The organism is Phyllobacterium sp. MT110 (genome assembly GCF_058792715.1).
Genome location: NZ_JBXAFE010000007.1, coordinates 212,035 through 233,476 on the forward strand (window position 1 = coordinate 212,035; position 21,442 = coordinate 233,476).

At 57.0% G+C, this 21,442-nt stretch carries 28 protein-coding genes and 1 pseudogene; 10 read left to right on the plus strand and 19 right to left on the minus strand.

All coding sequences use genetic code 11. The features are described 5' to 3' along the window. Nucleotides 1-8: 8 nt before the first annotated feature. Nucleotides 9-2,162 (plus strand): thiamine pyrophosphate-dependent enzyme, encoded by a 2,154-nt coding sequence (locus AC1Q5O_RS24585; protein WP_492566615.1) that lies wholly within the window; start codon nucleotides 9-11, stop codon nucleotides 2,160-2,162. Further along, nucleotides 2,155-3,711: an indolepyruvate oxidoreductase subunit beta family protein gene (locus tag AC1Q5O_RS24590; RefSeq protein WP_492566617.1), complete on the plus strand. Its 1,557-nt coding sequence runs from the start codon at nucleotides 2,155-2,157 to the stop codon at nucleotides 3,709-3,711. Before AC1Q5O_RS24585 ends, AC1Q5O_RS24590 begins: the two co-directional genes overlap by 8 nt. Before the next feature lie 196 nt (nucleotides 3,712-3,907). Here AC1Q5O_RS24590 and AC1Q5O_RS24595 read toward each other — a convergent pair whose 3' ends face one another. The 7 genes from AC1Q5O_RS24595 to AC1Q5O_RS24625 are packed head-to-tail and all read right to left on the minus strand — an operon-like array spanning nucleotide 3,908 to nucleotide 9,518. After that, nucleotides 3,908-4,849: a carbohydrate kinase family protein gene (locus AC1Q5O_RS24595; protein WP_492566619.1), complete on the minus strand. Its 942-nt coding sequence runs from the start codon at nucleotides 4,847-4,849 to the stop codon at nucleotides 3,908-3,910. Beyond that, a complete protein-coding gene (locus tag AC1Q5O_RS24600; protein ID WP_492566620.1) occupies nucleotides 4,846-5,364 on the minus strand; it encodes an ureidoglycolate lyase in 519 nt (172 codons plus the stop codon). The genes AC1Q5O_RS24595 and AC1Q5O_RS24600 overlap by 4 nt, the downstream gene beginning before the upstream one ends. After that, nucleotides 5,361-6,101 carry a BtpA/SgcQ family protein gene (locus AC1Q5O_RS24605; protein WP_492566621.1) on the minus strand — a complete coding sequence of 247 codons (741 nt, stop codon included), beginning with the start codon at nucleotides 6,099-6,101 and terminating at the stop codon, nucleotides 5,361-5,363. The genes AC1Q5O_RS24600 and AC1Q5O_RS24605 overlap by 4 nt, the downstream gene beginning before the upstream one ends. Before the next feature lie 27 nt (nucleotides 6,102-6,128). Beyond that, nucleotides 6,129-6,914, minus strand: coding sequence for a GntR family transcriptional regulator (locus AC1Q5O_RS24610; protein ID WP_492566623.1), 786 nt, complete (start codon nucleotides 6,912-6,914; stop codon nucleotides 6,129-6,131). A 22-nt stretch (nucleotides 6,915-6,936) separates the two neighbouring features. Further along, nucleotides 6,937-7,797, minus strand: coding sequence for an ABC transporter substrate-binding protein (locus AC1Q5O_RS24615; RefSeq protein WP_492566625.1), 861 nt, complete (start codon nucleotides 7,795-7,797; stop codon nucleotides 6,937-6,939). A 33-nt stretch (nucleotides 7,798-7,830) separates the two neighbouring features. Continuing rightward, complete coding sequence (locus AC1Q5O_RS24620; protein ID WP_492566627.1) at nucleotides 7,831-8,595, minus strand: amino acid ABC transporter ATP-binding protein; 765 nt, start codon at nucleotides 8,593-8,595, stop codon at nucleotides 7,831-7,833. Continuing rightward, complete coding sequence (locus tag AC1Q5O_RS24625; protein ID WP_492566629.1) at nucleotides 8,592-9,518, minus strand: amino acid ABC transporter permease; 927 nt, start codon at nucleotides 9,516-9,518, stop codon at nucleotides 8,592-8,594. The genes AC1Q5O_RS24620 and AC1Q5O_RS24625 overlap by 4 nt, the downstream gene beginning before the upstream one ends. Nucleotides 9,519-9,897: 379 nt before the next feature. Here AC1Q5O_RS24625 and AC1Q5O_RS24630 point away from each other — a divergent pair, with 379 nt between their 5' ends. Beyond that, the gene (locus AC1Q5O_RS24630) at nucleotides 9,898-10,149 is read left to right on the plus strand and encodes a hypothetical protein (RefSeq protein ID WP_492566630.1); all 252 of its coding nucleotides are present in this window, start codon (nucleotides 9,898-9,900) and stop codon (nucleotides 10,147-10,149) included. Between the two features lie 246 nt (nucleotides 10,150-10,395). Here AC1Q5O_RS24630 and AC1Q5O_RS24635 read toward each other — a convergent pair whose 3' ends face one another. Then, the gene (locus tag AC1Q5O_RS24635) at nucleotides 10,396-11,499 is read right to left on the minus strand and encodes a nucleotidyltransferase family protein (RefSeq protein WP_492566672.1); all 1,104 of its coding nucleotides are present in this window, start codon (nucleotides 11,497-11,499) and stop codon (nucleotides 10,396-10,398) included. A gap of 276 nt (nucleotides 11,500-11,775) precedes the next feature. Next, on the minus strand, nucleotides 11,776-12,093 hold the full coding sequence (locus tag AC1Q5O_RS24640; RefSeq protein WP_492566631.1) for a hypothetical protein: 318 nt from the start codon (nucleotides 12,091-12,093) through the stop codon (nucleotides 11,776-11,778). A gap of 31 nt (nucleotides 12,094-12,124) precedes the next feature. Between AC1Q5O_RS24640 and AC1Q5O_RS24645 the strand changes: the two genes are divergently transcribed. Both AC1Q5O_RS24645 and AC1Q5O_RS24650 read left to right on the plus strand, forming a co-directional pair. Beyond that, the gene (locus AC1Q5O_RS24645; RefSeq protein ID WP_492566633.1) at nucleotides 12,125-12,352 is read left to right on the plus strand and encodes a type II toxin-antitoxin system RelE/ParE family toxin; all 228 of its coding nucleotides are present in this window, start codon (nucleotides 12,125-12,127) and stop codon (nucleotides 12,350-12,352) included. Next, the gene (locus AC1Q5O_RS24650) at nucleotides 12,349-12,528 is read left to right on the plus strand and encodes an addiction module antidote protein (RefSeq protein ID WP_492566635.1); all 180 of its coding nucleotides are present in this window, start codon (nucleotides 12,349-12,351) and stop codon (nucleotides 12,526-12,528) included. The genes AC1Q5O_RS24645 and AC1Q5O_RS24650 overlap by 4 nt, the downstream gene beginning before the upstream one ends. 113 nt (nucleotides 12,529-12,641) lie before the next feature. Here the strand turns inward: AC1Q5O_RS24650 and AC1Q5O_RS24655 are convergent. Then, a pseudogene (locus AC1Q5O_RS24655) lies at nucleotides 12,642-12,749 on the minus strand (IS6 family transposase); the annotation flags it as partial. Nucleotides 12,750-12,962: 213 nt separating this feature from the next. Continuing rightward, nucleotides 12,963-13,151 carry a hypothetical protein gene (locus AC1Q5O_RS24660; RefSeq protein ID WP_492566637.1) on the minus strand — a complete coding sequence of 63 codons (189 nt, stop codon included), beginning with the start codon at nucleotides 13,149-13,151 and terminating at the stop codon, nucleotides 12,963-12,965. A 207-nt stretch (nucleotides 13,152-13,358) separates the two neighbouring features. Here AC1Q5O_RS24660 and AC1Q5O_RS24665 point away from each other — a divergent pair, with 207 nt between their 5' ends. Then, nucleotides 13,359-13,733 (plus strand): type II toxin-antitoxin system RelE/ParE family toxin, encoded by a 375-nt coding sequence (locus AC1Q5O_RS24665; RefSeq protein WP_492566639.1) that lies wholly within the window; start codon nucleotides 13,359-13,361, stop codon nucleotides 13,731-13,733. Then, nucleotides 13,730-14,026: a helix-turn-helix domain-containing protein gene (locus AC1Q5O_RS24670; protein ID WP_105737398.1), complete on the plus strand. Its 297-nt coding sequence runs from the start codon at nucleotides 13,730-13,732 to the stop codon at nucleotides 14,024-14,026. Before AC1Q5O_RS24665 ends, AC1Q5O_RS24670 begins: the two co-directional genes overlap by 4 nt. A gap of 284 nt (nucleotides 14,027-14,310) precedes the next feature. Here the strand turns inward: AC1Q5O_RS24670 and AC1Q5O_RS24675 are convergent, their stop codons facing one another. From AC1Q5O_RS24675 to AC1Q5O_RS24700, 6 genes are all read right to left on the minus strand, one after another. Beyond that, entirely contained in the window at nucleotides 14,311-14,700 is a 390-nt protein-coding gene (locus AC1Q5O_RS24675; RefSeq protein WP_492566641.1) for a hypothetical protein, read from the minus strand. A gap of 10 nt (nucleotides 14,701-14,710) precedes the next feature. Further along, a complete protein-coding gene (locus tag AC1Q5O_RS24680) occupies nucleotides 14,711-14,923 on the minus strand; it encodes a hypothetical protein (protein ID WP_492566643.1) in 213 nt (70 codons plus the stop codon). Continuing rightward, on the minus strand, nucleotides 14,923-15,147 hold the full coding sequence (locus tag AC1Q5O_RS24685) for a DUF2312 domain-containing protein (RefSeq protein WP_492566645.1): 225 nt from the start codon (nucleotides 15,145-15,147) through the stop codon (nucleotides 14,923-14,925). Before AC1Q5O_RS24685 ends, AC1Q5O_RS24680 begins: the two co-directional genes overlap by 1 nt. Before the next feature lie 70 nt (nucleotides 15,148-15,217). Next, nucleotides 15,218-15,517 carry a hypothetical protein gene (locus tag AC1Q5O_RS24690; RefSeq protein WP_492566646.1) on the minus strand — a complete coding sequence of 100 codons (300 nt, stop codon included), beginning with the start codon at nucleotides 15,515-15,517 and terminating at the stop codon, nucleotides 15,218-15,220. 48 nt (nucleotides 15,518-15,565) lie between these two features. Then, a complete protein-coding gene (locus AC1Q5O_RS24695; protein ID WP_492566648.1) occupies nucleotides 15,566-15,916 on the minus strand; it encodes a hypothetical protein in 351 nt (116 codons plus the stop codon). Further along, entirely contained in the window at nucleotides 15,913-16,605 is a 693-nt protein-coding gene (locus AC1Q5O_RS24700; protein WP_492566650.1) for a ParA family protein, read from the minus strand. The genes AC1Q5O_RS24695 and AC1Q5O_RS24700 overlap by 4 nt, the downstream gene beginning before the upstream one ends. Before the next feature lie 420 nt (nucleotides 16,606-17,025). On the opposite strand from AC1Q5O_RS24700, the gene mobC reads away from it, so the two are divergent. From mobC to AC1Q5O_RS24715, 3 genes are all read left to right on the plus strand, one after another. After that, entirely contained in the window at nucleotides 17,026-17,418 is a 393-nt protein-coding gene (gene mobC, locus AC1Q5O_RS24705) for a plasmid mobilization relaxosome protein MobC (RefSeq protein WP_492566652.1), read from the plus strand. Further along, nucleotides 17,411-19,888 carry a relaxase/mobilization nuclease domain-containing protein gene (locus tag AC1Q5O_RS24710; protein WP_492566654.1) on the plus strand — a complete coding sequence of 826 codons (2,478 nt, stop codon included), beginning with the start codon at nucleotides 17,411-17,413 and terminating at the stop codon, nucleotides 19,886-19,888. Before mobC ends, AC1Q5O_RS24710 begins: the two co-directional genes overlap by 8 nt. A 119-nt stretch (nucleotides 19,889-20,007) precedes the next feature. After that, nucleotides 20,008-20,652, plus strand: a complete 645-nt coding sequence (locus AC1Q5O_RS24715; protein ID WP_492566656.1) for a hypothetical protein — start codon at nucleotides 20,008-20,010, stop codon at nucleotides 20,650-20,652. 131 nt (nucleotides 20,653-20,783) lie between these two features. On the opposite strand, the gene AC1Q5O_RS24720 is transcribed toward AC1Q5O_RS24715, so the two are convergent. Together AC1Q5O_RS24720 and AC1Q5O_RS24725 are read right to left on the minus strand one after the other, a co-directional pair. After that, nucleotides 20,784-21,149 (minus strand): hypothetical protein, encoded by a 366-nt coding sequence (locus AC1Q5O_RS24720; RefSeq protein ID WP_492566657.1) that lies wholly within the window; start codon nucleotides 21,147-21,149, stop codon nucleotides 20,784-20,786. 56 nt (nucleotides 21,150-21,205) lie between these two features. Further along, on the minus strand, nucleotides 21,206-21,442 hold a 237-nt coding region (locus AC1Q5O_RS24725; protein ID WP_492566659.1), incomplete at its 5' end, for a hypothetical protein.

Here is a 21,442-nt window from a genome sequence, read left to right on the forward strand (position 1 = left end):
ACTTTCCGATGGCTGAACGATCCTTTGCAAAAGAAGTGGAGAAACTTCGGCTCGGCGCGGGCGAAGAGTTCTCCGGTGAGGGCATTCTTGCGATCACCAAGGCTTTGCTCCAGTGCGGTGTCGGTTATGTCGGTGGCTATCAGGGGGCTCCCATCAGCCACCTGATGGACGTTCTTGCCGATGCGCAGGATATTCTTGGCGAGTTGGGAGTGCATTTCGAGGCGAGCGCGTCCGAAGCCACGGCCACGGCAATGCTTGCGGCCTCGGTGCATTATCCCATTCGAGGGGCGGCAACCTTCAAGTCCACCGTCGGTACCAATGTGGCCTCCGATGCCCTTGCCAACCTGGCGTCGGGTGGTGTGACGGGCGGTGCGCTGATCATCGTCGGCGAAGACTACGGTGAGGGTTCCTCGATCATGCAGGAACGCAGCCATGCTTTCGCGATGAAAAGCCAGGTCTGGCTGCTCGACCCGCGCCCCAATCTTCCATCGATCGTAAAGTCGGTGGAAGATGGTTTTGAGCTTTCCGAAGCCTCCAATACGCCGGTCATGTTGCAGGTGCGTATTCGCTGTTGCCATGTCCATGGGCAATTCATTGCCAAGGACAATCAGCGGCCTCGGATGACCGTGGCGGATGCGCTGGATGCGCCAAGGCGGGACACCAAGCGCATTGTTCTTCCGCCGGCCTCTTTCTTGCATGAGAAAGAGAAGGTGGAGAAGCGCTGGCCGGCCGCCGTGGAGTTTATCCGCTCGCGCAAGATCAATGAAGTTTTTGGTCCGGATATCGCGCGGGTCGGCATAGTGCTTCAGGGCGGCATGTACAACGGTGTTGTTCGTGCCCTGCAGCGCCTTGGCCTTGCCGATCTCTACGGCGAGACCAGCGTGCCGCTTTACGTGCTGAATGCCGTTTATCCCCTGGTTGAAGACGAGTTCCTGAATTTCTGCGATGGCAAGGATGCGGTTCTTGTCATTGAGGAGGGGCAGCCGAACTATATTGAGCAGGCCTTCGCGTCCATGCTGCACAAGGCCGGTCACATCACGCGGGCCATCGGCAAGGAAGTCATGCCGATGGCTGGAGAATACACGGGTCAGGTCATGTTCGATGGCATTGGCGCGTTCCTGCGCGCGCGCGCATCGCAGTTGCTGCCCGCTCACATCCGGGCACCCAACACGACAGAGACTTCCCAGGACATTTCCGATCTGGCCGCCATTGTGCCGGGACGGCCACCCGGCTTTTGCACCGGCTGTCCGGAGCGACCCATCTTTGCTGCAACCAAATTGATCGAGCAGGAACTTGGACCGCACCACATCGCATCGGATATCGGCTGTCACCTGTTTTCGATCATGCCGCCATTCGAGCTCGGGGCAACGACAATGGGCTACGGATTGGGCCCGGCTTCGGCCTCTGCCTTCAATTCTCCGGACGCCAGGCGCCGCTCGATCTCGTTTGTCGGTGATGGCGGATTCTGGCACAATGGTCTGACATCGTCCATTGGCAACGCCGTCTTCAACCGCAATGACGGCGTCATTGTTATCGTCGACAATTATTATTCCGCAGCGACCGGCGGTCAGGACATTCTCTCGTCGCGTGCCAATAACCGGTCAAAATCAACGAAGCATCCGATTACCGAAGCCGTAAAGGGCATGGGGGTTAAATGGGTTCGCCACATTGAAAACACCTATGATGTCACCCGGATGCGCAACACCTTGCGTGAAGCCCTGTCCACGCCTGAAACCGGCCCGAAAGTCATCATTGCTTCGTCCGAGTGCATGCTGAACCGGCAACGCCGGGAAAAACCCCTGATAGACACGGCGATCAAGGCAGGACAGACCGTCGTCAAACCGAAATTCGGCATAGATGAAGATATCTGTACCGGTGACCATGCCTGCATGCGGCTGTCCGGCTGCCCGTCGCTGTCGGTAAAAACACTGGATGATCCGCTCAGGGATGATCCTGTGGCCCACATTGACCAGAGCTGTGTTGGTTGCGGCAATTGCGGGGAGGTGGCGGATGCCGCCGTGCTGTGCCCATCGTTCTACAGGGCCGATGTGGTTCACAATCCTGGCCCGTGGCGGCGGTTTGCTGACAGACTGCGCCGGAAGATAATCAGAACGATGCAAAACAGGCGCGAGAAACGGCGGCTGGAGTTTATGGATGCGTGACATGACTGGCCCATCAGCCACTGGCAACATCAAGCACGAAACCGGTGAGATCATCAAGCTCGCCATATTGGCGGTTGGCGGCCAAGGCGGCGGTGTGCTGGCCGACTGGATCACCGCCGTTGCCGAACACAATGGCTACCGGGCGCAATCCACATCGGTGGCAGGTGTCGCCCAGCGCACCGGCGCGACCATTTATTATGTCGAGATGTGCCGGGATACCGGCCGCATGCCGGTTTTTGCCTTGGCACCGGCTCAAGGGGATGTGGACATCCTGATTGCGGCTGAGCTGATGGAGGCGGGACGCGCCGTCATGCGGGGGTTCGTCACGCCAAACCGCACGACATTGATTGCCTCTTCCCACCGCATCGCTGCGGTTTCGGAGAAGATCGAGCCCGGCGACGGGCGGGCAGCGCCGGACCAGGTGATGGCAACGATGAAGAATGCTGCGCGGCATCTGGTTTGTCTTGATCTGGAAAAAGTCGCGCTTGAAGCGGGATCAATGATCTCGGCAAGTCTGTTCGGCGCACTGGCCGCGTCGGGTGCATTGCCATTTAACCGCGAGAGCTATGAGAGCGTCCTAAATAGTTCGGGCCGAGGGGCAGCCGCCAGCATGCGGGCGTTTGGAGCGGCCTATGACCAAACCAGCAAGGCAGGCCAAGCCGAACCGGCAGCGGCGACAGAGGCGCGACCAATAGGGAAACAGGCAAAGGGCCCTCCTCGGCTTCTCGCAAAGTGGCAACAGCTCAATGCGCGCGTCGCGGCCTATCCGATGCCCGTTCAGGACATGGCGCTGCGCGGATTGCGCAAAGTCACGGATTATCAGGATCTTGCCTATGGGTCGGAATATCTCGATCGTCTGGATCTGGCCGTCAAGGCGGACCTTGCGGCGGAAGCCTACGCACTGTCGATTGCCGCTGCAAAGCATCTCGCCAACGCCATGTGCTATGACGACATGATCCGGGTGGCTGATCTGAAAACACGGTCCAAACGGGATCGCCGCGTTCGCTCCGAGGTCGGCATCGATGACGCGGCGGTATTGCAGCTGACCGAGTACTTTCATCCGCGGGCGGAAGAATTCTGTGGCACACTTCCGCTTGCTATCGGCCGTTATATCGAAAAGCGGCCGCAACTTTTTGCCTGGGTGGACCGGCGCATCAATCGTGGCCGGCATATCCGAACGGACAGCATGTCGGGCTTTGCCATGCTCTGGTTCGTCGGCGGACTGCGCCGCTGGCGCCGTTCGCTCCTGCGTCATCAGGTAGAGATGGATCATCTCCAGCGCTGGTACAAACTCGCGCTGGATCATGCGGCGGATGACTATGCGCTTGGTGTCGAAATCATTAATTGCCGTCGGTTGATCAAGGGATACAGCGATACGCACGTGCGCGGGCAGTCGAAATTTGATCGCGTGCTCTCAAGCCTTGATGATTTGAGGGGGCGTGCTGATGCTGCTGATTGGATCAGGCGGTTGCGCGAAGCGGCGCTCAAGGACGAGAAGGGAACTGCACTCGACGGCGCACTGAAAACCGTTGCGTCTTTCAGCCGCTAAACGGCAATCGTGAAGTCTGGTCCGTCGGTAGCGCCTACCCTTTGCCGGTCAGCTGGAAATCGGTGACGACGATAGAGCAGATCACTGGCTATTGGGGTCATAAACCCAGATCCCATGTCTAAGTGGCCGGCACCTTAAATTTACGATACCTGCCAGGCCATGGATGGCGACCATTTCGCCCTCGGACAGGGCGAAGTTATCGCGGTTTCCAACGCTGCTCGTCGCGCCAACGATGAATTTCGTCAGCGCATGCCTTGCCGCCACGCGGGCCATGGATCGTTACGGCCCTGGAGGCCGCTGCAACTGCAAAGTCCAGTGCATCGTCGAATCGTTGGCCCATTGCCAAGCACCAGGTCAGCGTGCCGCCAAATGTGTCGCCGGCGCCGGTGACGTCGATGGCATTGACCGGAAACCCGGCGGTGCGCAGGACTGTCTTGCCGTTGCTTGCCTCGGCACCGTCGGCGGCGAGCGTGCGCACCACCCAGCTGATCTGGTGATTCCGCACCCAATCGCCGATACGGGTGATATCGTCATGGCCGAAGGCGGCGCGGAAGCCGACCTGATTGAAGATGACAACTGCAGCACCAGCGAGATAGGGCATGTCTTCGGGCATGCAGCCGCCGACATCGAGATCGAAGATCGCGCGGCGGCCATGCCGGCGCAAATCGGCCAGAAGCGCGGCCTGTTTCAAAACGCCGTCTTCGGTTTGGGCATGCAACCGACGAACACGGTAAAGTGTCGTATAAAGGAAGCCCGGTTGGCGCAGCGCCTCAAGGCACTTTGATGTCAGCCACATCGGCTGCTCACCCATTTCGACGGTCAGCACGATATGCTCGCCCTCGACGAGGAAGATCAGATTGCGCGATTCTGCAATCGACGGATCGGTCAGCATGTGATCGACGCCGACGCCATTCTCCCGCAGATCGGCAATCAGCCGCTGCGATAGCGGGCTGTTGTTCAGCAGAGAGATGAACTGCGTCTTGCCGCCAAGGCCTGCATGGACGACGGCGGCATTGGCAATAGAACCGCCGATTTCATCGGGCAATTCGATAACCATGCCCTTGTCGGCGCGGCCGGGCCAGCGATCGGCGGTGTAATATTCGTCGATTGCCACATCGCCGATGAAGAAGGCGGTCACGTGTCTTGCTCCTCGTTCAATTTCGCTAGCACCAGCCTTGATCCGCCGGCTACCGGAACCCAGGGGTTTTCGCCGAGACCACAAACGGCCATCCAGTAATAGGCCGCCGGACCGGAAACACCCCGACAGGCATCGTGCCACACGCCGCGTCGCATCACGACAGCTTGACCGGGCACAATCACGAAGGCTTCGATGTCGTCGCGATTTGCCGCGTGGGCATCCGATGCAGGGGCAACCGCTAGGATGACCGGCTGTGCCCCGCAAAAGATCGCCTCTTCTGTACCGGGGTGCCGTTCCATTGACGCACAGAGCCAGGGGCTGCCGCCGCCGCGCGTCACACCAAGATGGCCGGCCCCCTCAATCAGCGGCGTCCTGGTAAAGCCGTCGCGCCAGCCATCACCTGTGGTCCAGATCGCCTTGGCGTCGATATCGTTGGTGAGATCGTAGACTGTGCCGAAGCGGGCAAAATTCTCAGGTGTCACCAGATGGGCGACAACAACATCGGGGGTGCTCATGCGCTATGCCTTGCTGCGCGCACGGCCCGCATCAGGCGACCGACATGGGCGGCCTCGACGCGGCCGGTATCCTTGTGGTCGTGCTTGAACCAGCTGCCGACGACGGCTCCGTCGGCTTGCGCCAGTTGTTCGGCCGCGTTGGTTTCGGTCAGGCCCGCACCGATCAGGAGCGGGACTGTTCCGCCGGTGGCCGTGCGGAAACGTGCCACCTTATCCATGTCAGTCGGCTGGCCGGTGGCGTCCGAGGTCACGATAAGGCAGTCGCAGCGTGTTGCGCCGATGCGCACGTCCTCTTCCTCCGGCCGTCCGGACAGGATCGGCTGGTATTTGAACCGCACGCCACCGAGCAACAGTGCCGAAACGCTTTCACGGCGAGCGGCGAGATCAGCAGCAAAGGGCGCGTCCCCTTCGGGCGGCAGATGGCCGGCGACAGAATCGACCTGGATAAAAGAGACCGGAAACTGTCTGGCAAGCACAAAAGCGCGCTCATTGTCTCGCAGTACGTTGACACCGATGCGTGTGCCGAGATCAAGGCCGCACAGCCGCTCCAGCACTCGTTCGACATCTTCGGCATCGCCGAAATAGTTCTCGACCACAAGACCGTCGATCCCTTCGCCGGCCATGATGCGGGCTTCCTCCTCGGCCTGGACGAGTTTCGCCGCGGGGCCTTCTCCGGCCAGATGCAGCATGCCGAGGATGGGTTTTGGGTTGGTAAAAGTCTCGTCGAAACGGCTCATATATTCTTCTCCTGCGTTGCGCCGCTTTCAAGCCGGCGCGGTATCACGCCCCCAACGGGTTGCGAATTTCATCTGGACCGCCGGCGAGTAGACAATCGACGTTCGTTCTACCAACTGGTCGTCGGCGTCGAGCACGTCCCCGCTGGCGCAAAGATAGCCCGGCACATCCAGCGCCGGGGCAAAGACCTCCCGCAGACGATCGGACGCCGGTACAACCGTCAGCAGCAGTTCCGAGCGCAGGGGATGGCGGTCATAATCGCGGCGCAATATCTCATAGAGCGATTGCGCCGCGAAGTCGTTGCGGTCGATGCCGGGGTAAAGAGCAAGATCAAGCCGCGATGTATCGACGTTCAACCAGTTCACCGTTTCACCATTGGCAAGGCCGCGGGCTCGCACCAGCAGCAGCTCGCCGTTATCCACCCGGTGTTCGAGTACGCGCGTCACCGGGCGCTGGCCTTGCCGACGCGCCAGTTCGGTAAAGCTGCCGAAATTCCAGATGTTGTGACTGATCGGCCGATGCGAAACGATCGTGCCGCGGCCGCGAACCTGCTGGACCAACCCTTCCGACACCAGAAGCGCCATCGCGTTACGCACTGTCGTTCGGGCGATGCCGAACTGATCGCGCAATTGGTTCTCCGAGGGGATGGCTTCCCCCTCGGAGAAATCGCCACTGAGGATGGCGGCGCGCAACGCCCGGTAAAGTTGCCGGTAGAGCTGCTCGCTCGAATAGAGATCGAGCCGCAGCCGGGACAGCCTGTCGTCGGGGCGTTCGCCCGTAGAGATGGAGGCTTCTGGCGTGGAAGGATGGGTCAACGTTGGCTCCCCGATGGGTCGGTTACTTCGTGGTTCCGTTTACCTTGAACTCTTTCACACCAGCTTGATTCAAGCCGTAGCGGTCAAGGATCTTTGTATACGTGCCATCGGCCTTCAGAGCGTCAAGGGCGCCAAGCACGGCATCGCGCAATTGACCGTTCGATTTGGCGAAGGCGATACCGTAGTGGTTGACGTCGCCGACCTCGCCGATCTGATAGAATTTGCCGGGCTCTTGCTTCATCAAGTCGAGAAGACCTTCCAGTCCAATCACCGAGGCCTGGGCGCGGCCCTGCCGGATCTGCATGATATGCTCGGCTTGGGTAGGGATTTGGATGACGGTGATCAGCTTGTCTTTCGCACACTTGGCCTTGCCGAGTTCTTCCGTCCAGGTGACCCAGCTTGTGCCAGTGGCCACAGCCACGGTCTTGCCGCAAAGATCGGCCTCGGTCTTGATCTCGCTCTGGTGGTCGACGGTCGAGTACAAGACGTTGCCGGTCTGGAAATAGTCGATGAAATCGAGCTGCTTCTGACGCTCGACCTTGTCGGAGAAGGCCGTCATGATCACATCCGATCGGCCGGTGACGACCTGCGGGATCAGCTGAGGAAATTCGACATTTTGGAATTCTGCCGAAAGGCCGAGGTGTTCGGCAATGGCCTTGGCGAGATCGATATCGAAGCCCTTCAGCTCCGTCGAGCCGGCCTCGTTATATTCCATCGGCGGATAGGCAAGGCTGATCGTAACGTTCAGCTTGCCGGCGGCCCGCACGGCCTCAGGCAGGGCTGCGGCCAGCTTTGTATCGGCGGCATGGGCCGCACCGCATACGGCGAGGCTGATGAACGTTGTGGAGGCCAGTCCAAGTAGCATTGGCAGCAGTTGTTTCATTCTCTTCGTTCTCCCATTTTAAAGTTATGAATGTCAGGCCAGCACGCGGCTGAGGAATGTGCGCACGCGCGGATCGCCGGGGTTGCTTAGGACTTGACCCGGCGCGCCGGTTTCGCGAATTTCTCCGTCGATCATCACAACGACACGGTCAGCAACCTCACGGGCAAAGCCAATCTCATGAGTGACCACGATCATGGTGGTTCCGCCCCGCGCCAAGTTGCGCATGACCTCCAGCACCTCGCCAACCAGTTCCGGGTCGAGCGCACTGGTCGGTTCGTCGAACAGCATCACGCGCGGTTCCATCGCCAGCGATCGGGCGATCGCCACGCGCTGCTTCTGGCCTCCTGAAAGCTGCGACGGATAGCTTAACGCTTTCCCGGCCATGCCGACCTGCTCCAGCAGGTCCATGGCGCGGACTTCGGCTTCAGCGCGGCGCAGACCGCGCACCACCATCGGCCCCTCGATCACATTGCCGAGTACGGTGCGATGCGCGAACAGATTGAAATGCTGGAACACCATGCCAAGCTGGCTCTGCTGGGCGCGCAGCCGCTTGATCGGCAACTCCTGCAGTGCGCCGCGGTTCAACTCGTATCCCATGATGGCGCCGTCGACCCAGACATAACCGCTGTTCGGCGTTTCCAAATGGTTGATGCAGCGCAGGAACGTGCTCTTGCCGCTGCCCGACGGACCGAGGATGCATAGCACCTCGCCATAGGCAACTTCCAGATCAAGGCCTTTCAGCACCTCGTGGCTACCAAAACTCTTGCGGATACCAACCGCCTTGACCGCGAGATTCATGCTTCCCCCTCGACGGCCGGGCGCCGCCCCCAAACCTTGAACCAGTGCCGGTTGCTGGTAGCTGCTGCGGCGTCGCGGCCGAAGTAGCGCTCCAGATAGTACTGGCCGATGGACAGCACCGTCGTTCCGGCCAGATACCAAATGGCGCAGACGAACAGCAGTTCGATGACCGCGCCGTTGATGAAGTAGATGCGCTGCGCCGCGTTCAGCATTTCGCCCATGGCGATGGTTGCTGCGAGCGAGGAAAATTTCAGCATGCCGATGGCGCTGTTGCCGAGAACTGGCAGGATTAGCCGAAGGGTCTGCGGCAGGATGATACGGCGCATCGTCTGGCCGGGCGTCATTCCGAGCGTGTGAGCCGCTTCCTTTTGACCGCGATCGACCGAGCCGATGCCACCGCGCACGACTTCGGTCAGATAAGATCCCTCATTGACGCCGAGACCGAGAACTGCGGCGACAAAGGGCGTCACCACATCAACCATGCGCTCATCGACAAGGCCCGGAACATAGAGCCGCGGAAAGACGAGCGCGATGTTGAACCAGATGAGAAGTTGCAGCAGCACCGGCGTGCCGCGGAATATCCAGACGTAAAGCCAGGCGGCAAAACGCAGGATCGGGTTTTCCGAAAGACGCATGATGCCGAAGGCAAAGCCAAACACAACACCAAGCACCAGAGCGCAGGCCGAGATCAACAGGGTCCAGCCGAAACCCGTGATGATGACACCGGCCGTCAGGAACTGTCCGACCACGGGCCACTGGATTTGCCCGACGGCAAAGGCGTGACCGATCACTGCAAGCAGCAGGATGACGGCGATGCCGCTGAGCCAGCGGCCAGGATGGTGCAGCCGGCGAATGGGCGTGTCCAGTCCCGGCAAATCTGCCAGGGGCAACGCGAACGTTGATTTGTGTGGTGATTGGGTCATGGCATCCAATTGTAGGGTTAGGCCTACAACTTACTAGGCGGGTTTCGAAATGAAGTCAAGCGGGATGCCGAAATTCAATGCCGACGACTTATTTTGTCTCAGCCTGCGCCACAATTCCTCGTGGTCCCCCACCCAGCAAGTGCCCTAGGACCGCTGATCGCTTACAATCGCTTCCATTGTGAAAGCATAACAATTTAGTAATTTCAGTAGGTTGGAGGATCCGAGCATTCTTCAATTTGAAATGCTCCCAAAATGGGACCAGTTCCGAATTACTTCTAAGCATTTTTATTGGAAACAGCTCGCCGAGCGGCCTTCCAAACGCAAGTGAGTGGCGCCCGATGACAGTGTTGACTACATCGTAACGGGAGCTGGCGGTGTCATGATGAAACAGAGATCCAATGGAAATGCGTCCAGTTGTGATCACCCGGAGCAAAGGGTTCGTTGCGCGGTGCTAAAGGCGGATTACAGCGAGGAAGGTCATCCGGAGCACTTGAGGACATCGTGTTCGGAAGTAAGGGCAGAGCAGGAAATCAAAGGCCCTCCTCATATTTTGCTGCCGATCTGGGTTGGCGTGATCGCGGTTTGTCTGTTGTTCTTGGTATTCATCGCGACACTCTTGCTGGAGTTCTGAGACCGCGGGTGCGCAGCGACGCTCCGTAAAATGGCATTCAGAGTCCTTCGACCGGCCGCGCTCCTTGGCCAAATGGGGACACGGAAATTCGAACGCACGTGCGGACGTCTCGGTTCGACATGCTTAAAAGGAAATTCAAATGCTCAAATCAGTCCTACTTTCTCTCGCAGGCGCTGGCATTGCCGCGCTTGCAATCTGTAACCCGGTGCTACACGCCAAAGTTGCATAATATACATTATGGAACTATTAGCCAGTCTGACCCATGCCGTACAGTTCGGAGTTTCCGCCTAATTCCGAGATCGCCTGAGCCAAGCTCGCCACGAGCTTCTCTCTCAGGGATTTCTGCATCGTACTCAGACTTGTGGTGATGGCCTCGCGCCAAGCCTCACCACGATCCCAGGCTTCCATGAATGTGTCGGCCAAGGCCGCCGCCTGGTGGGAGTCGATCAGGGCCTGCATCAGAATCTGGGCCTGCAAACGATCCTTGCGGCTCTTGGCTGTTCCTTCTGTATCGGCGCGCCGCCTTGACCCTACAATGAGTTTGTGAACGGCATAGCGTTCGGGCGCGGGCACGAGAATTGGAATGCCCGATGCGTGCAGCAGCGTGGCGCGTACAGGCTGATGGATGAGAAAGTCCAGAAAGCGTAATGGTTCGGCAGCAGCGCCACCGAGAGCCGGCATGGCCGAAGGCTTTCCGCTGTGTTGATCTGAGCCGGTATTGGGTGTCAGGAACTCCACCTTGTAGCCCGAACGGCTGGTGAATTTAGTTGATTGACGGCTGTCCGTCTGGTGCGGAATTTCCCGGAATGTCGGATCCACTTTGCGCAGCACGTCAAGGATGGGTGGCAGCGCATCACCGACTGCGGCGGAGATGGAATGAAACTGGGCAAAATCGGCATCGGCCGTCTGCAGCGCCGTGTTGGGTAGACGCATGCCAAGGACGGCCGAGTAGCATTGAAATGCAACCGTGCCGATGAGAACACCGCGCAACCGGAAGAAGCCCGCCTCGGCCAGGGTTTCGACGACATCGCCAACGAACCGTTCAGGGCGCGGCAGGTAAGCCTCCCGCACTAGTGTTGATACGATCTTGCGGCGTGCCCGCGCATCAGCTTTCAAATCACGAAAATTCTCGACGCGACGCGTAATCTCCGCATCATCAACCGGGCCGACATAGCGGCGGTGCTTCCCTCCCCCCTCTTTGGCCGTATCGAAATACCAGTATCGCCGTTCCCTGCTCTGCATCGAGACAAAGCGGCCATGGATCGGAAAATCGCTGGTGAATGATGCATCCAGTGCACGTTGGGTCAATTCGGAATAGAGTACTTGGTATGTGTGATCGAGTGGCTGCATCGTTGTTATTACCATTGTTGCGGGTTTGGTAATAACACGTTTCGTCACCGTTGTCATTACCAAGTTTGCGGAAGTGGTAATAGCGGAGGATGCATTCCCGCAATGACTTTGCGCGTTGCTGGAGGCAAAGTCATTGCGGGCGATGCTGAAGATCGTATGCCGGATCGATCATCATGGGTCCTGAAACCGATGTGTATTCGCCAGAGCCAGCATCTTAACAATCGGCTCAAGCAGGATCATCGCGTACCAAGCGACGTGTTTGGCCAATGATGGACTTCAAGGCATGGATGGCATAATTTCAGAGCCCACCTGATAAACGCCAACATTGCTATTCCCGTCTGCACGGTCGTTGCGTTCTGCAACGTGGTCTGGTGAGAGAAGATCAGGAAAAATCACAAAACAACACGAAATGCGATAGTTCTCAAGTCTCTGCTTCATCATTGGAACGGTGGTGCCAGTTTCTGAATCATGCCAATCCTTCGAAATTATACCGCTGAATAGTTCAATAGGTGTTTGACGAAAAGTATCTTCAGGGATACCAGGCGTATGTTTGGATTCTCGCCATCCCTGCAAATCAAAAAAATGGCTGAACATCTTATCTGATGAGAGAGCCAAGGCTCGCATATTGGATCGCACCGACTTTGCTGAAGGAAGAAACTTTAGCAACGGCGCGCCGGTAGGCGAAGGTGTTTCAGAAATGCGTATCCATTACGAATTCGGATTCCGTCTCTATTACACGCGCAAAGGGAAGGTAGGTTATTTGCTATTACTCGGCGGCGATAAATCCACACAATCACGAGATATCAAGCGAGCCATCGCCATGGCTAAGGAAATAGGAAAGGAAAAATCATGATCGAATTTTCCAGATATGATGCTTCAGAATTTCTGGATAGCGAGGAAGTGATAACTGAATACCTGTCAGCTGCCATCGAGCGCAATGATCCGGAGGCATTTATTACAGCACTGGGCAAGGTTGCCAAGGCAAGGGGCATGGCCAAGATTGCTGAGGATAGGGGCCCCGGACGCTAAAGCCTCTACAAGTCGCTTAGACTGGGCGCGAAGCGGCGATACGAAACAGTGCAAAAAATGGCTCTGGGGCAGATTTTTCGGTCAGATAGACGCGTCCTTATCCCTGGACGCAATTATGCTGCGAGTTCCGCAAAGACCTGAAATGGCGAGCGGCTGTCGTTTGCAAACTGGTTCTTGCGGATGATGTGGGTCACTTCGATGCCTACGATGGTAGCTGAGCTCCATCCGTTCGCAAAAAGCGGATGATCAGACCATTCCCGAAGTGGATCAAAATTCGGTGCGCATCAGGCCACAAACTGGGTCACTATTCCATGCTCAAACACATTCAGCCTTCAAACAAGCGAGATCCAGATTGTCCTTGCTTCCGCACTATGGACACTGCACCGTGCAGTTCCAAGTCATTCTTAACGCCTTCACCGAAAGTTTTCATCTAGTCACCCGGCCGTGATCGGCGTTGTCGTATCCGTACCGCGATAATCATTCCTGTTGACATTCTTCGAGACGCAAGCAGCCGGAGAATAGGCGGCAAGCGTCGTTGCCAGCGTCAAGAAGAACGCGGAAGCGGTTATCATTGCCGAACGATTGGTCAAGGACACCAGCTGGTTGCCGAAATATGTGCGCATCGAGCAACCGAACGGCACTATCGGGACCAGTCTGGAAAGCATGGACGATGGGGAAATCGATCCGTCAGAGACAGGTGATTTCGACGCGGGCGATTTCGAGGAAGCAGCAGAATGACAGTAGAGGGCGACGCAAGCCGCCCTTCCACCAATGTACGGAAATCCCGTATTAACCCTTGACAGAAGTGCGGAAATTCCGTATAAGAAATTATGCAAACAGTGATCGAGACTCCCGCATTTCTGGCTTCGGCATATGATGAAGGTATAAGCGATCTGGAACGCGCCGACATAGTTGCATTCATCGCGGATAATCCAACTGCCGGTGACCTGATGCCCGGTAGTGGGGGCGCACGTAAGGTCCGATATGCAGCACGAGGCAAGGGCAAGAGCGGCGGCTATCGCATCATTACCTATTTCGCAGACGAGGATATTCCTGTGTTCCTGTTGGATATCTACAGCAAATCCTCTCAGGCGAATTTATCCAAGTCTGAATTGAATGAGTTGAAGAAGGTTCTAACTGCATTGCCTCGCATCTGGCGCGAAAACGCAAAGGCCAGATCAGCAAATGAGAGGAAGAAGAAATGAGCAAAGCCGGAAGCAGAATATTACAAGGTGCACATGAAGCGCTTGCCATTGCCAAAGGTGAGGCCAATCCGGATGATTACCGCATCCACATTCCCGCCAAGATCGATGTGAGCGCCATCCGGGCAAAGACCGGACTTTCGCAAGCAGCCTTTGCCGCACGGTATGGTTTTTCGATTGGAAGGATACGGGATTGGGAGCAAGGCAGAAGCGCGGTTGATGCGCCTTCACGCCTTCTCCTCACCATTATCGAGAAAGAACCGGAAGCTATTGAGCGGGCATTGAGCGCGGCATAGCGATTTCAAATCAGGGGTGCTCTTCCAGGCACCAGCGCCCCCCCCCTCGTGCAGATCGCGGGCATCGAGCCCGCTCCTGCCCGTTTTCACCGAAGCATGCGTCTCTCCCGCGGCTTCGGTCAACAGGCCCCTGTTGCATTGGCTGCCGGGGCCTTTGCTATTGACCCACTCCCGGTCTACCAAAAATCATATAACCCTTGTTATGGAACGAACTTATTGATATTAATGAAGAATATTGCGGAGTCGCCTTCAATCCGTGAATATTCAATCTGTTGCCGATATGCTCAGTCTATCGGGTGGGAGCACGCCTCTATGCCGCTATTCGCTTCCAGGAAGTCGGCGCTGTCAGTGAATGCTGATAGATTGACCCCTGTCAGCCAGTCCCATGCCGCCGCATCGTTCGACAGATCCTCGCCCCATGCCTCAGCCTCTGCGGGCGCGGCAACGAATAGAACAGGCCCGAGATCCATTGTTCGGCTTTTCAAGATTATGTGCTGCACGCTCAATGCGTGCACGATGCCGATCCCGGCATCTGGCGAACTTAAAAACGGTCGCAGATCCGATGGCGAGCGGATCAATACAGGCTCACCAAGCATCGGATTGTCCTGCTTCATCTGAAGCGCAAGCACGTATTTGCCGCTGCCGGTGCCGCCATAGATGACGATCTTCGTCATCACTGCCATCTTACGGCTTCTTCCGTTTCGTCGGCGGTGTTTCCGGTGGCAAAAACAGCGGCGGGTTCGACAGGCGATACATCGCCTTGCTGGTCATCGCCAACAGGTTCGCCATGGTGGTAGCCGCAGCCTGAAGAGCATAGTCGTTGCCGTGCTGCTTCGCCAGGGCCTGCAGGCCATCCAGATAGAGCTGGCGGGTGCTTTGTGCCGGTTCATCGACCATCAGCCTAACTCCGCCAGATACAAGCCGACCGTATTTTCTTCCTCTTCGTGCTTTTCGATGCCCTTGCGCCGGATGGCGATCACGCGCCGCAAGGCTTTGACGTCGTAGCCCTTGGACTTTGCTTCCTTGTACTTCCCAGACTTTTCGTCATTTAGGTCCTTGATTGTTCCCTCAACGCTCTCAATGTCGTTCACGATCTGCTTCAATATGCTGTTGCTGGACATAGGGTCGTCGCTCCAAAAAAGGTTGTTTTCGGCCAGTCCCTCGCGTGTGCACGCACGCGCACGCGAGGGACTACGGTTTCAGGTAGGCACGCAGGGCAGATTCAACGATCGAGGCGGCCGTAGTTTTCGCCTCGAGAGCCCGTACTTTCGTCAGAAGAATTAGTTCTTCATCGATGATCACCTTGAACATAGCGCGCGAAACAGGCTTGGAGACCGCGCATGATTTCTTCGGCTCTGAAGACTTTGAGCGTAGAGGCGTGTCCGGTGTAGGAGGGGTGTTTTCGATTGATGTCGGTGTGACTGCCGGTGTGTCAGACACGTACTGCTCCAGCTTGCTTACGAGCCTCCAGAAGGTGCTGTTTTCAGACATTGCATATTCTCCAAAGCGCATGTTTTCATGGTTTACGAGCGTGAAAGCTCACAGTTTCAGGTAGGCACGCAGGGCGGTTTCCACGATGGCCGACGCGGTGGTGCGGTCCTGCACGGCCCTGATCTTGGTTTGCGCGATGACAGATGAATCCAATTGCAATTGCAGGCGCTCAATTGTCGACGAGTGAAGCGCTGCCCGACCGCTGCTCGCATTTTTCTCGAGCGGTTGTTCGTCGCTATCGTCCTTCGGCGGTGGCTCCGATGCCAGTGCCGTGACAAGCTGCTCGGTTGCCGTCTGCTTTTGGTCTCGGGAAACAGCTTCACCAATCAGCGAGCTCATCAGAGTAGAGCTGAGACGAACCTGCGGAAACTCAATCTTCTTCGACGGATCGCTGCTCATGCACTTCGCGCCAGGTCGCTGTTTTCCTCCGAGACTGCCTGAACGATATCCCCAATCACGGCACGGATATTCCGTCGGGCTTTTTCAACCTGATCCAGTTTCACCGGATCGTCGGAAATCAGCGCTAGCGTCCCGGCGTCTTTCGAAAACTGTTGATACAGTTTTCTAGACCGAACAAAATTCGCAAGGCACGGGATGCCACTTTGATGGATCAGGGCAATGGCGTCCTGGAAAGCAACAGTCTTCAGATCGATGCCTTCGACGCCATTGAGCAACAGGCGCAATGGCGCTCGTCTCAGGTTCTTGGACCATTGGAACAATTGGATAGCTTCGACCATTTCCATGACCGTGGCCTTGCTGGGCACCACCGTAAGCGAGCTTGCGACGATTGCCGCAATCAAAAGATCGTTCATCGATCCCTGCACATCGACAAGGACGATCTCTGCATCGCCGGGATTCCCCAGCTTTGCTGTCAACTGGTCTATCGTGGCAGCGGGCTCGACTTGCAAGCTTGGCGGAAGACTGCCGGCGAGCCTGCACCGCTCCGCCCATTTGAGACAGGATTTCTGTGTGTCGGCATCAAGGATGAGTACCTTGGTTCCATGTGTGGCCAATTCTGAGCCAATGAGCAGGCACAGTGTCGATTTGCCGACGCCGCCTTTTGAATTTGCGAAAGTGATAACGGTCATAGAGCGCTCCTAATTGGGGTGATAAAAATCTATATATATACAGTAAAACCAGTCAAGCCAATTGCGCTGTCGCCACTGATTTGCGGATCGCACTCAGTTGAGTGCCGATAGCGTCAGCCCTTTCAAAAGCAATAACATTGTCGGCGCGATAACCACTGGTGTCAGTGATACCGCTGATCCAACGGAGCGCACTGCAGGCACTTTGGCCAGTGATATCCGCATGCCAGTGGTATAAGTTTCTATAGAGGGTATAGCAAGAATATAGTGAGATAAACATATATATAGATGGCAGGATAGGAAATTTCGTGATACGAAATTTCCATGTGCCCTTGCCGGGCGGGCTTCAAGACACGTTCCGGCAGTCATCCCCCATCTGCATTGGGGTACGCCCGGAACGTGGAAACAGAAAAGGAGCTCTCGGTGTCCAAAGCCCGGATCAAGGATCAGGTCCTTCACACGCGTTTGAGCCGTGACGAGCGCGCGGCGTTTCGCGTGTTCTGCGACGAGAATGGCCTGACATCGAGCGAGGTATTGCGCCGCCTCGCCCGCCAGGCTGCGGGGTTCGGGCCGACCTATGACGGCGAAACGCGCGATGCCATCCTGGAATATGCCCGGCAACTGAAAGCCATCGGTGTCAACATCAACCAGATCGCCCGTATTCTGAACTCCGGCCGGACACCCGACTACCCTACCCTCCACGCCGGCATCGGCCGCCTGACGCGGGAACTGTCGGCTCATTCGCAAGACTATGTTTCGCTGTGCGCGCGAGCACAAAAGCGGGCGCAGAAGCAGATTGAAGCCGATCATGGATGACCTGTTCGAAGGGCTTGATGGTCTGACATTCCGGCGCCGAGCCCTGCGACAGGCGTACATCGACGCGGGCCATCTGCAGCAAGGCGTCTTCGACACCCCACCGAAGGCCAAGGCAAAGCGCCCGGCGAAAGCTGCCTCTTCGAGCGGCAAACCGCGTTCCGGCGTCACCGTAAAAATCGGCGCGCGTCCAATCGACACCGCGCTCGATGACGAGTGGAGAAAGCGAAAGCGCACATCGGCAGGCGGCGGGGGTGCTGCGTCGGCCCCGAAAAAGAATATCGGTTCGGCCAAGCCAGGTGCGGTGCCCTCACCCGCTCCGGCAAGAACATCCGCCGAAATCACCGCTGTTCGCCTGAAGGTTGCGACAGGATCACAGGCGGCCGTCGTCAAGATCGCAAGCTATGCCGCTGGCGGAAGCCGGGTGAATGCCCTCGTCCAGTATCAGAGCCGCAATGGTGCGCTGGCGCTCGAGCGCGAGGATGGCAGCAAGATCGAAGGAACCGGCGCGCTGGCGAGGCTTGCCCACGAATGGACCGCGCAAGAGCCGGAACGCGAGCCCAGCAAGGATGTCCTGCGCCTGGTGCTCGACCTTGAGGGCGAGCAATTTTCCGGCCGGGGCGGACAGGTGCAGATCGAGCGTGCCCTGCGAAGCGCCCTGCCCGGTCATCGCTTTGCCTGGGGATCGGAAGAAAAGACCGATGGCACCATACGGGTCGAGGTGGTCATGAGCGCCGCTGCGCGCCGGCATGGTGAGGAGCTGAAGGCCGCCCGCATCTTTGACAACCGCAAATCACTGCGTGCGCTTGAAGACAGGTTCGACCGTGCCTTCGGAACTGAAACTGGTATGGATGTGCGCGGCTTTGCCCACGGTGTTGAAGGGACCGTGCGCTATCTCACACAGGTATTCCGCGGCGGAACGCGTGCGGTCCAGTCTGTGCGGCTTGGCAAGGATGGCGGGTTCACCGATGCCACCACGCTCATCGGCCACAACGCCAATCGACAAGAGGCGCGCGACTGGAAGCGGGATCTGCGCTCGCGCGAACAGCGTGACGTCGCCCATATCATCCTCAGTGCAAAACCCGGCACGGACAAGGACGCCTTTATCGATGCGGCACGCGCCATGCTGGCCACGGAATTTGCCGGGCACAACTATGCCTTTGCCCTGCATGAGGACCGTGAACACATCCACATTCATGCCGTCGTCAAGATGCGGTCGCACACCGGTGAGCGGCTTGATCCGAAAATACAGGACCTGCAGCGCTACCGTGAAACCCTCGCCCACGAGGCGCGCGAGCGGCACATCCCGATGGAAGCCGTCAGCCGGTTCGAACGCTCCAACCCGCCCAGCTACAAGCTGAAAGATATCCGGCGCGTCGAGCGCGGTGTTGCTTCTGAAAACGTCCGGCGCCGCGTCGATGCCGTTCGGTTGGGCAAGCCGCATATTCCGATCCGCGAGGAAGGCCGCAAGCGAGCGAATGAAGCCCTGCAGGGCTGGCGCGCCGTCGAAGCCATTGCCGCGAGCCGGACCTTTGAGCCCAGCCTGGCAGATGGGGCAACACGGCTTTATCGCGCCGACCGGCCGGGCGCATCGCTCACCAGTCAGCCGCTCTTTACCCGCGATCGCCAAGCGGCAACGCGCATGGCGGAACGAACAGGCGGAAGCCTGTCCTATATCGATGTGTCGCCGGCCGAACTCGCCGCGCTCAAGCCGTCACGTACCGATGTGCTCAATCAGTTTGTCGTGACACCCGAACTTGCAGCAAACCGCAAGCTGCTCGATCGGCCATCAATCGCAACCATTCTCGCTTTCAAAAACCGTGCCGAACAGGCCATTACGGCAGCGGCACAGCTTGATGCAGGAGTGACCAAAGGCATGCCCAATTTGGAAACAATGCAATCTGCATTCGATGACATGAACAATCAAATGAAGGTCGTCGAAGAGACGTTGCCCGTCGAGCTTCTGCCACAGGTGGAGACCGCTCGAAAGAAGCTGCAGGAAATGCAGCGCTCAATGCTGAATGCGCAGGCGAACATTGAGCGCAAGAATCGAGAGGCGATCCGTGCAGCTATGGAAGCAGCGTCGAAGAAGTGGAACGAGATCATCGTTACCGGTACGGCGCGTGATAAGAATCTTGCTGTTAGTGTCGCGGCTGAACACGGCTTCAAGCTTGCCAATCCGGAGCTTCAGGATCAGCTTCAACGGGAAAAGTCGCGCACACGCGATAATCGTTCCAAAATAACCCGCGAGGAGGCATTCAATCGCGTGATGGATCGTCAAAATCCTGCCCAGCAAATGCGGGAAACAGAGAAACAAAGTGACATTTATATAAGCGGGGGGCGGAAGATGACGCCATACGATAGTAAATCGTCTGAGATCCCGGCCGAGGGCGAACATCGAGATACTGGAAAACAAAAGTTTGATAAGGAAAATTCAACGGCGCAGAAGCAGACACGTCGGCAAAAACAATGACCAAGCCATGAGCCTTTCGAAGCAGAATGTTGACGTGCGGCGAGAATGTTTGACATATCCTCGGCACGGAGAAACTGCCCTGCCCCAAGCTAAAGCGTGTGACCATAAGCTTTCGAAACATGCCAACAAAAGCAGCGAAAATTGAACAAATGAGCCCCACATCCAAATATGCGGAATATAGAAAAAAGTGGCGTGCAGAGTCGCTTACGACCGATCAAGTTGAAACCAAGATCATTCTCTCAAAGAAAGATCATGAAAAGGTAGTGGCGATGTCGCAGGCGCTTGGCGCTCGCATACCGATTGTTATGGGCCAATTGGTAAATTCGGGTCTCGCTGCAATGTCGGGTCGACAAGTTCAACCTTTGGAATCGATGGTACCTTCAACCACCCTCCCCCAAACCAATCTTTTGGCCCTTTGTCTGTTGATAGACAAGTCTCGGTTCAAAGATGACACAGGTTCGGCGCGGTACAGGCAGATAGCTTTTGTCAATCGATTGGCGGCAGAAGCGACACTTGGCAACCGACCAACCATTCTGGGCTTGGCCCGAAGCGTGGATTCCCACTACTCGCAAATTGAGCTGCTCTCAAAGGTCCTGGAAGTGCGGGGCGTAATCTCGCGTCCTCATGTTCCGGGATTGGCCCGATCGCGCTCGGGCAGAATTCTTCTCCTTCGCGATGATGCAATAGAAGCGTTCAATCAAGCCCATATTGAAATGGTGGGAACATCGCTTCTGCCTCTGATCAATGGGCCAGCAACGGATTAGTTTGATTTTATATTCGGGTTGGTTGGGGTACACACGGCCCCTCCCCGTCCGCTCAAGTTGGTAAATTGACGACGGATAGGACTGTAGTTCTCTTCTCCCGCTCGGTGAATATTGATACCCTGACACCATGCTCATTTTGTCCGGTCGGCTTGGAACTTATCAGCCAGGCCACGATTTGCCGCGTTTTCTACGGTAATGGTTGCCGCCTGATTGTTCGTCTTTCGGGACGTGGCTAAAGTGATATCAAACCAGTTGTCGAATGCAGCATTCTTTCGGGCTCTTTGATCTCGTGTGGAGATCGCAATCGCAAGCCGATGACTTTTGGAAATCTTTGTAAAAGGTACGCCATCGGTATGGGCGCAATTTGGTGATTCAACGCAGAATACTGCCTCGCCCTCGCTGGCGACACGAATCGTGAGTGGCTTGGCGTGAATTCCAGACAGTTCGTCCGCCAAATTGGCGTTTCGGCACGATTTCGAGTTGTCGTCCGATTCCATCAACTGCTGTGCTCCAAATATGATTTTTCCGAGCCAACATTCGATGTTTGGCCACCTCAATGGTCTTGATCTGGCACACAGGGTTGCTTACGCGCCTGCATAGCAATTGTGTATGTATAATATGACTTATAGTATATAATCAATATCTGATGATGCGTGGAATGACGCGCTTGATCGTGATTCATCACGGTCATGGATAAGGTCGATAAATATGGTCTGTCAATGCCGGTTGAATTTTCCCCAGAAGTGCCGAAGTAAAATTCCCCAATTATGCCGATGTGGACGCCAAGGAG

Bases quoted from the DNA above. Each gene is read 5' to 3' on its own strand.
- AC1Q5O_RS24625 (WP_492566629.1), bottom strand. From the start codon at position 9,518: ATGACCCAATCACCACACAAATCAACGTTCGCGTTGCCCCTGGCAGAT.
- AC1Q5O_RS24590 (WP_492566617.1), top strand. From the start codon at position 2,155: ATGCGTGACATGACTGGCCCATCAGCCACTGGCAACATCAAGCACGAA.
- AC1Q5O_RS24715 (WP_492566656.1), top strand. From the start codon at position 20,008: ATGCCAACAAAAGCAGCGAAAATTGAACAAATGAGCCCCACATCCAAA.
- AC1Q5O_RS24665 (WP_492566639.1), top strand. From the start codon at position 13,359: ATGCAAACAGTGATCGAGACTCCCGCATTTCTGGCTTCGGCATATGAT.
- AC1Q5O_RS24605 (WP_492566621.1), bottom strand. From the start codon at position 6,101: ATGAGCCGTTTCGACGAGACTTTTACCAACCCAAAACCCATCCTCGGC.
- AC1Q5O_RS24710 (WP_492566654.1), top strand. From the start codon at position 17,411: ATGGATGACCTGTTCGAAGGGCTTGATGGTCTGACATTCCGGCGCCGA.
- AC1Q5O_RS24615 (WP_492566625.1), bottom strand. From the start codon at position 7,797: ATGAAACAACTGCTGCCAATGCTACTTGGACTGGCCTCCACAACGTTC.
- AC1Q5O_RS24650 (WP_492566635.1), top strand. From the start codon at position 12,349: ATGATCGAATTTTCCAGATATGATGCTTCAGAATTTCTGGATAGCGAG.
- AC1Q5O_RS24690 (WP_492566646.1), bottom strand. From the start codon at position 15,517: ATGTCTGAAAACAGCACCTTCTGGAGGCTCGTAAGCAAGCTGGAGCAG.
- AC1Q5O_RS24675 (WP_492566641.1), bottom strand. From the start codon at position 14,700: ATGACGAAGATCGTCATCTATGGCGGCACCGGCAGCGGCAAATACGTG.
- AC1Q5O_RS24680 (WP_492566643.1), bottom strand. From the start codon at position 14,923: ATGGTCGATGAACCGGCACAAAGCACCCGCCAGCTCTATCTGGATGGC.
- AC1Q5O_RS24660 (WP_492566637.1), bottom strand. From the start codon at position 13,151: ATGCGCACATATTTCGGCAACCAGCTGGTGTCCTTGACCAATCGTTCG.
- AC1Q5O_RS24630 (WP_492566630.1), top strand. From the start codon at position 9,898: ATGATGAAACAGAGATCCAATGGAAATGCGTCCAGTTGTGATCACCCG.
- AC1Q5O_RS24695 (WP_492566648.1), bottom strand. From the start codon at position 15,916: ATGAGCAGCGATCCGTCGAAGAAGATTGAGTTTCCGCAGGTTCGTCTC.
- AC1Q5O_RS24670 (WP_105737398.1), top strand. From the start codon at position 13,730: ATGAGCAAAGCCGGAAGCAGAATATTACAAGGTGCACATGAAGCGCTT.
- AC1Q5O_RS24585 (WP_492566615.1), top strand. From the start codon at position 9: ATGGCTGAACGATCCTTTGCAAAAGAAGTGGAGAAACTTCGGCTCGGC.
- AC1Q5O_RS24600 (WP_492566620.1), bottom strand. From the start codon at position 5,364: ATGAGCACCCCCGATGTTGTTGTCGCCCATCTGGTGACACCTGAGAAT.
- AC1Q5O_RS24700 (WP_492566650.1), bottom strand. From the start codon at position 16,605: ATGACCGTTATCACTTTCGCAAATTCAAAAGGCGGCGTCGGCAAATCG.
- AC1Q5O_RS24640 (WP_492566631.1), bottom strand. From the start codon at position 12,093: ATGTTCAGCCATTTTTTTGATTTGCAGGGATGGCGAGAATCCAAACAT.
- AC1Q5O_RS24620 (WP_492566627.1), bottom strand. From the start codon at position 8,595: ATGAATCTCGCGGTCAAGGCGGTTGGTATCCGCAAGAGTTTTGGTAGC.
- AC1Q5O_RS24720 (WP_492566657.1), bottom strand. From the start codon at position 21,149: ATGGAATCGGACGACAACTCGAAATCGTGCCGAAACGCCAATTTGGCG.
- AC1Q5O_RS24685 (WP_492566645.1), bottom strand. From the start codon at position 15,147: ATGTCCAGCAACAGCATATTGAAGCAGATCGTGAACGACATTGAGAGC.
- AC1Q5O_RS24635 (WP_492566672.1), bottom strand. From the start codon at position 11,499: ATGCAGCCACTCGATCACACATACCAAGTACTCTATTCCGAATTGACC.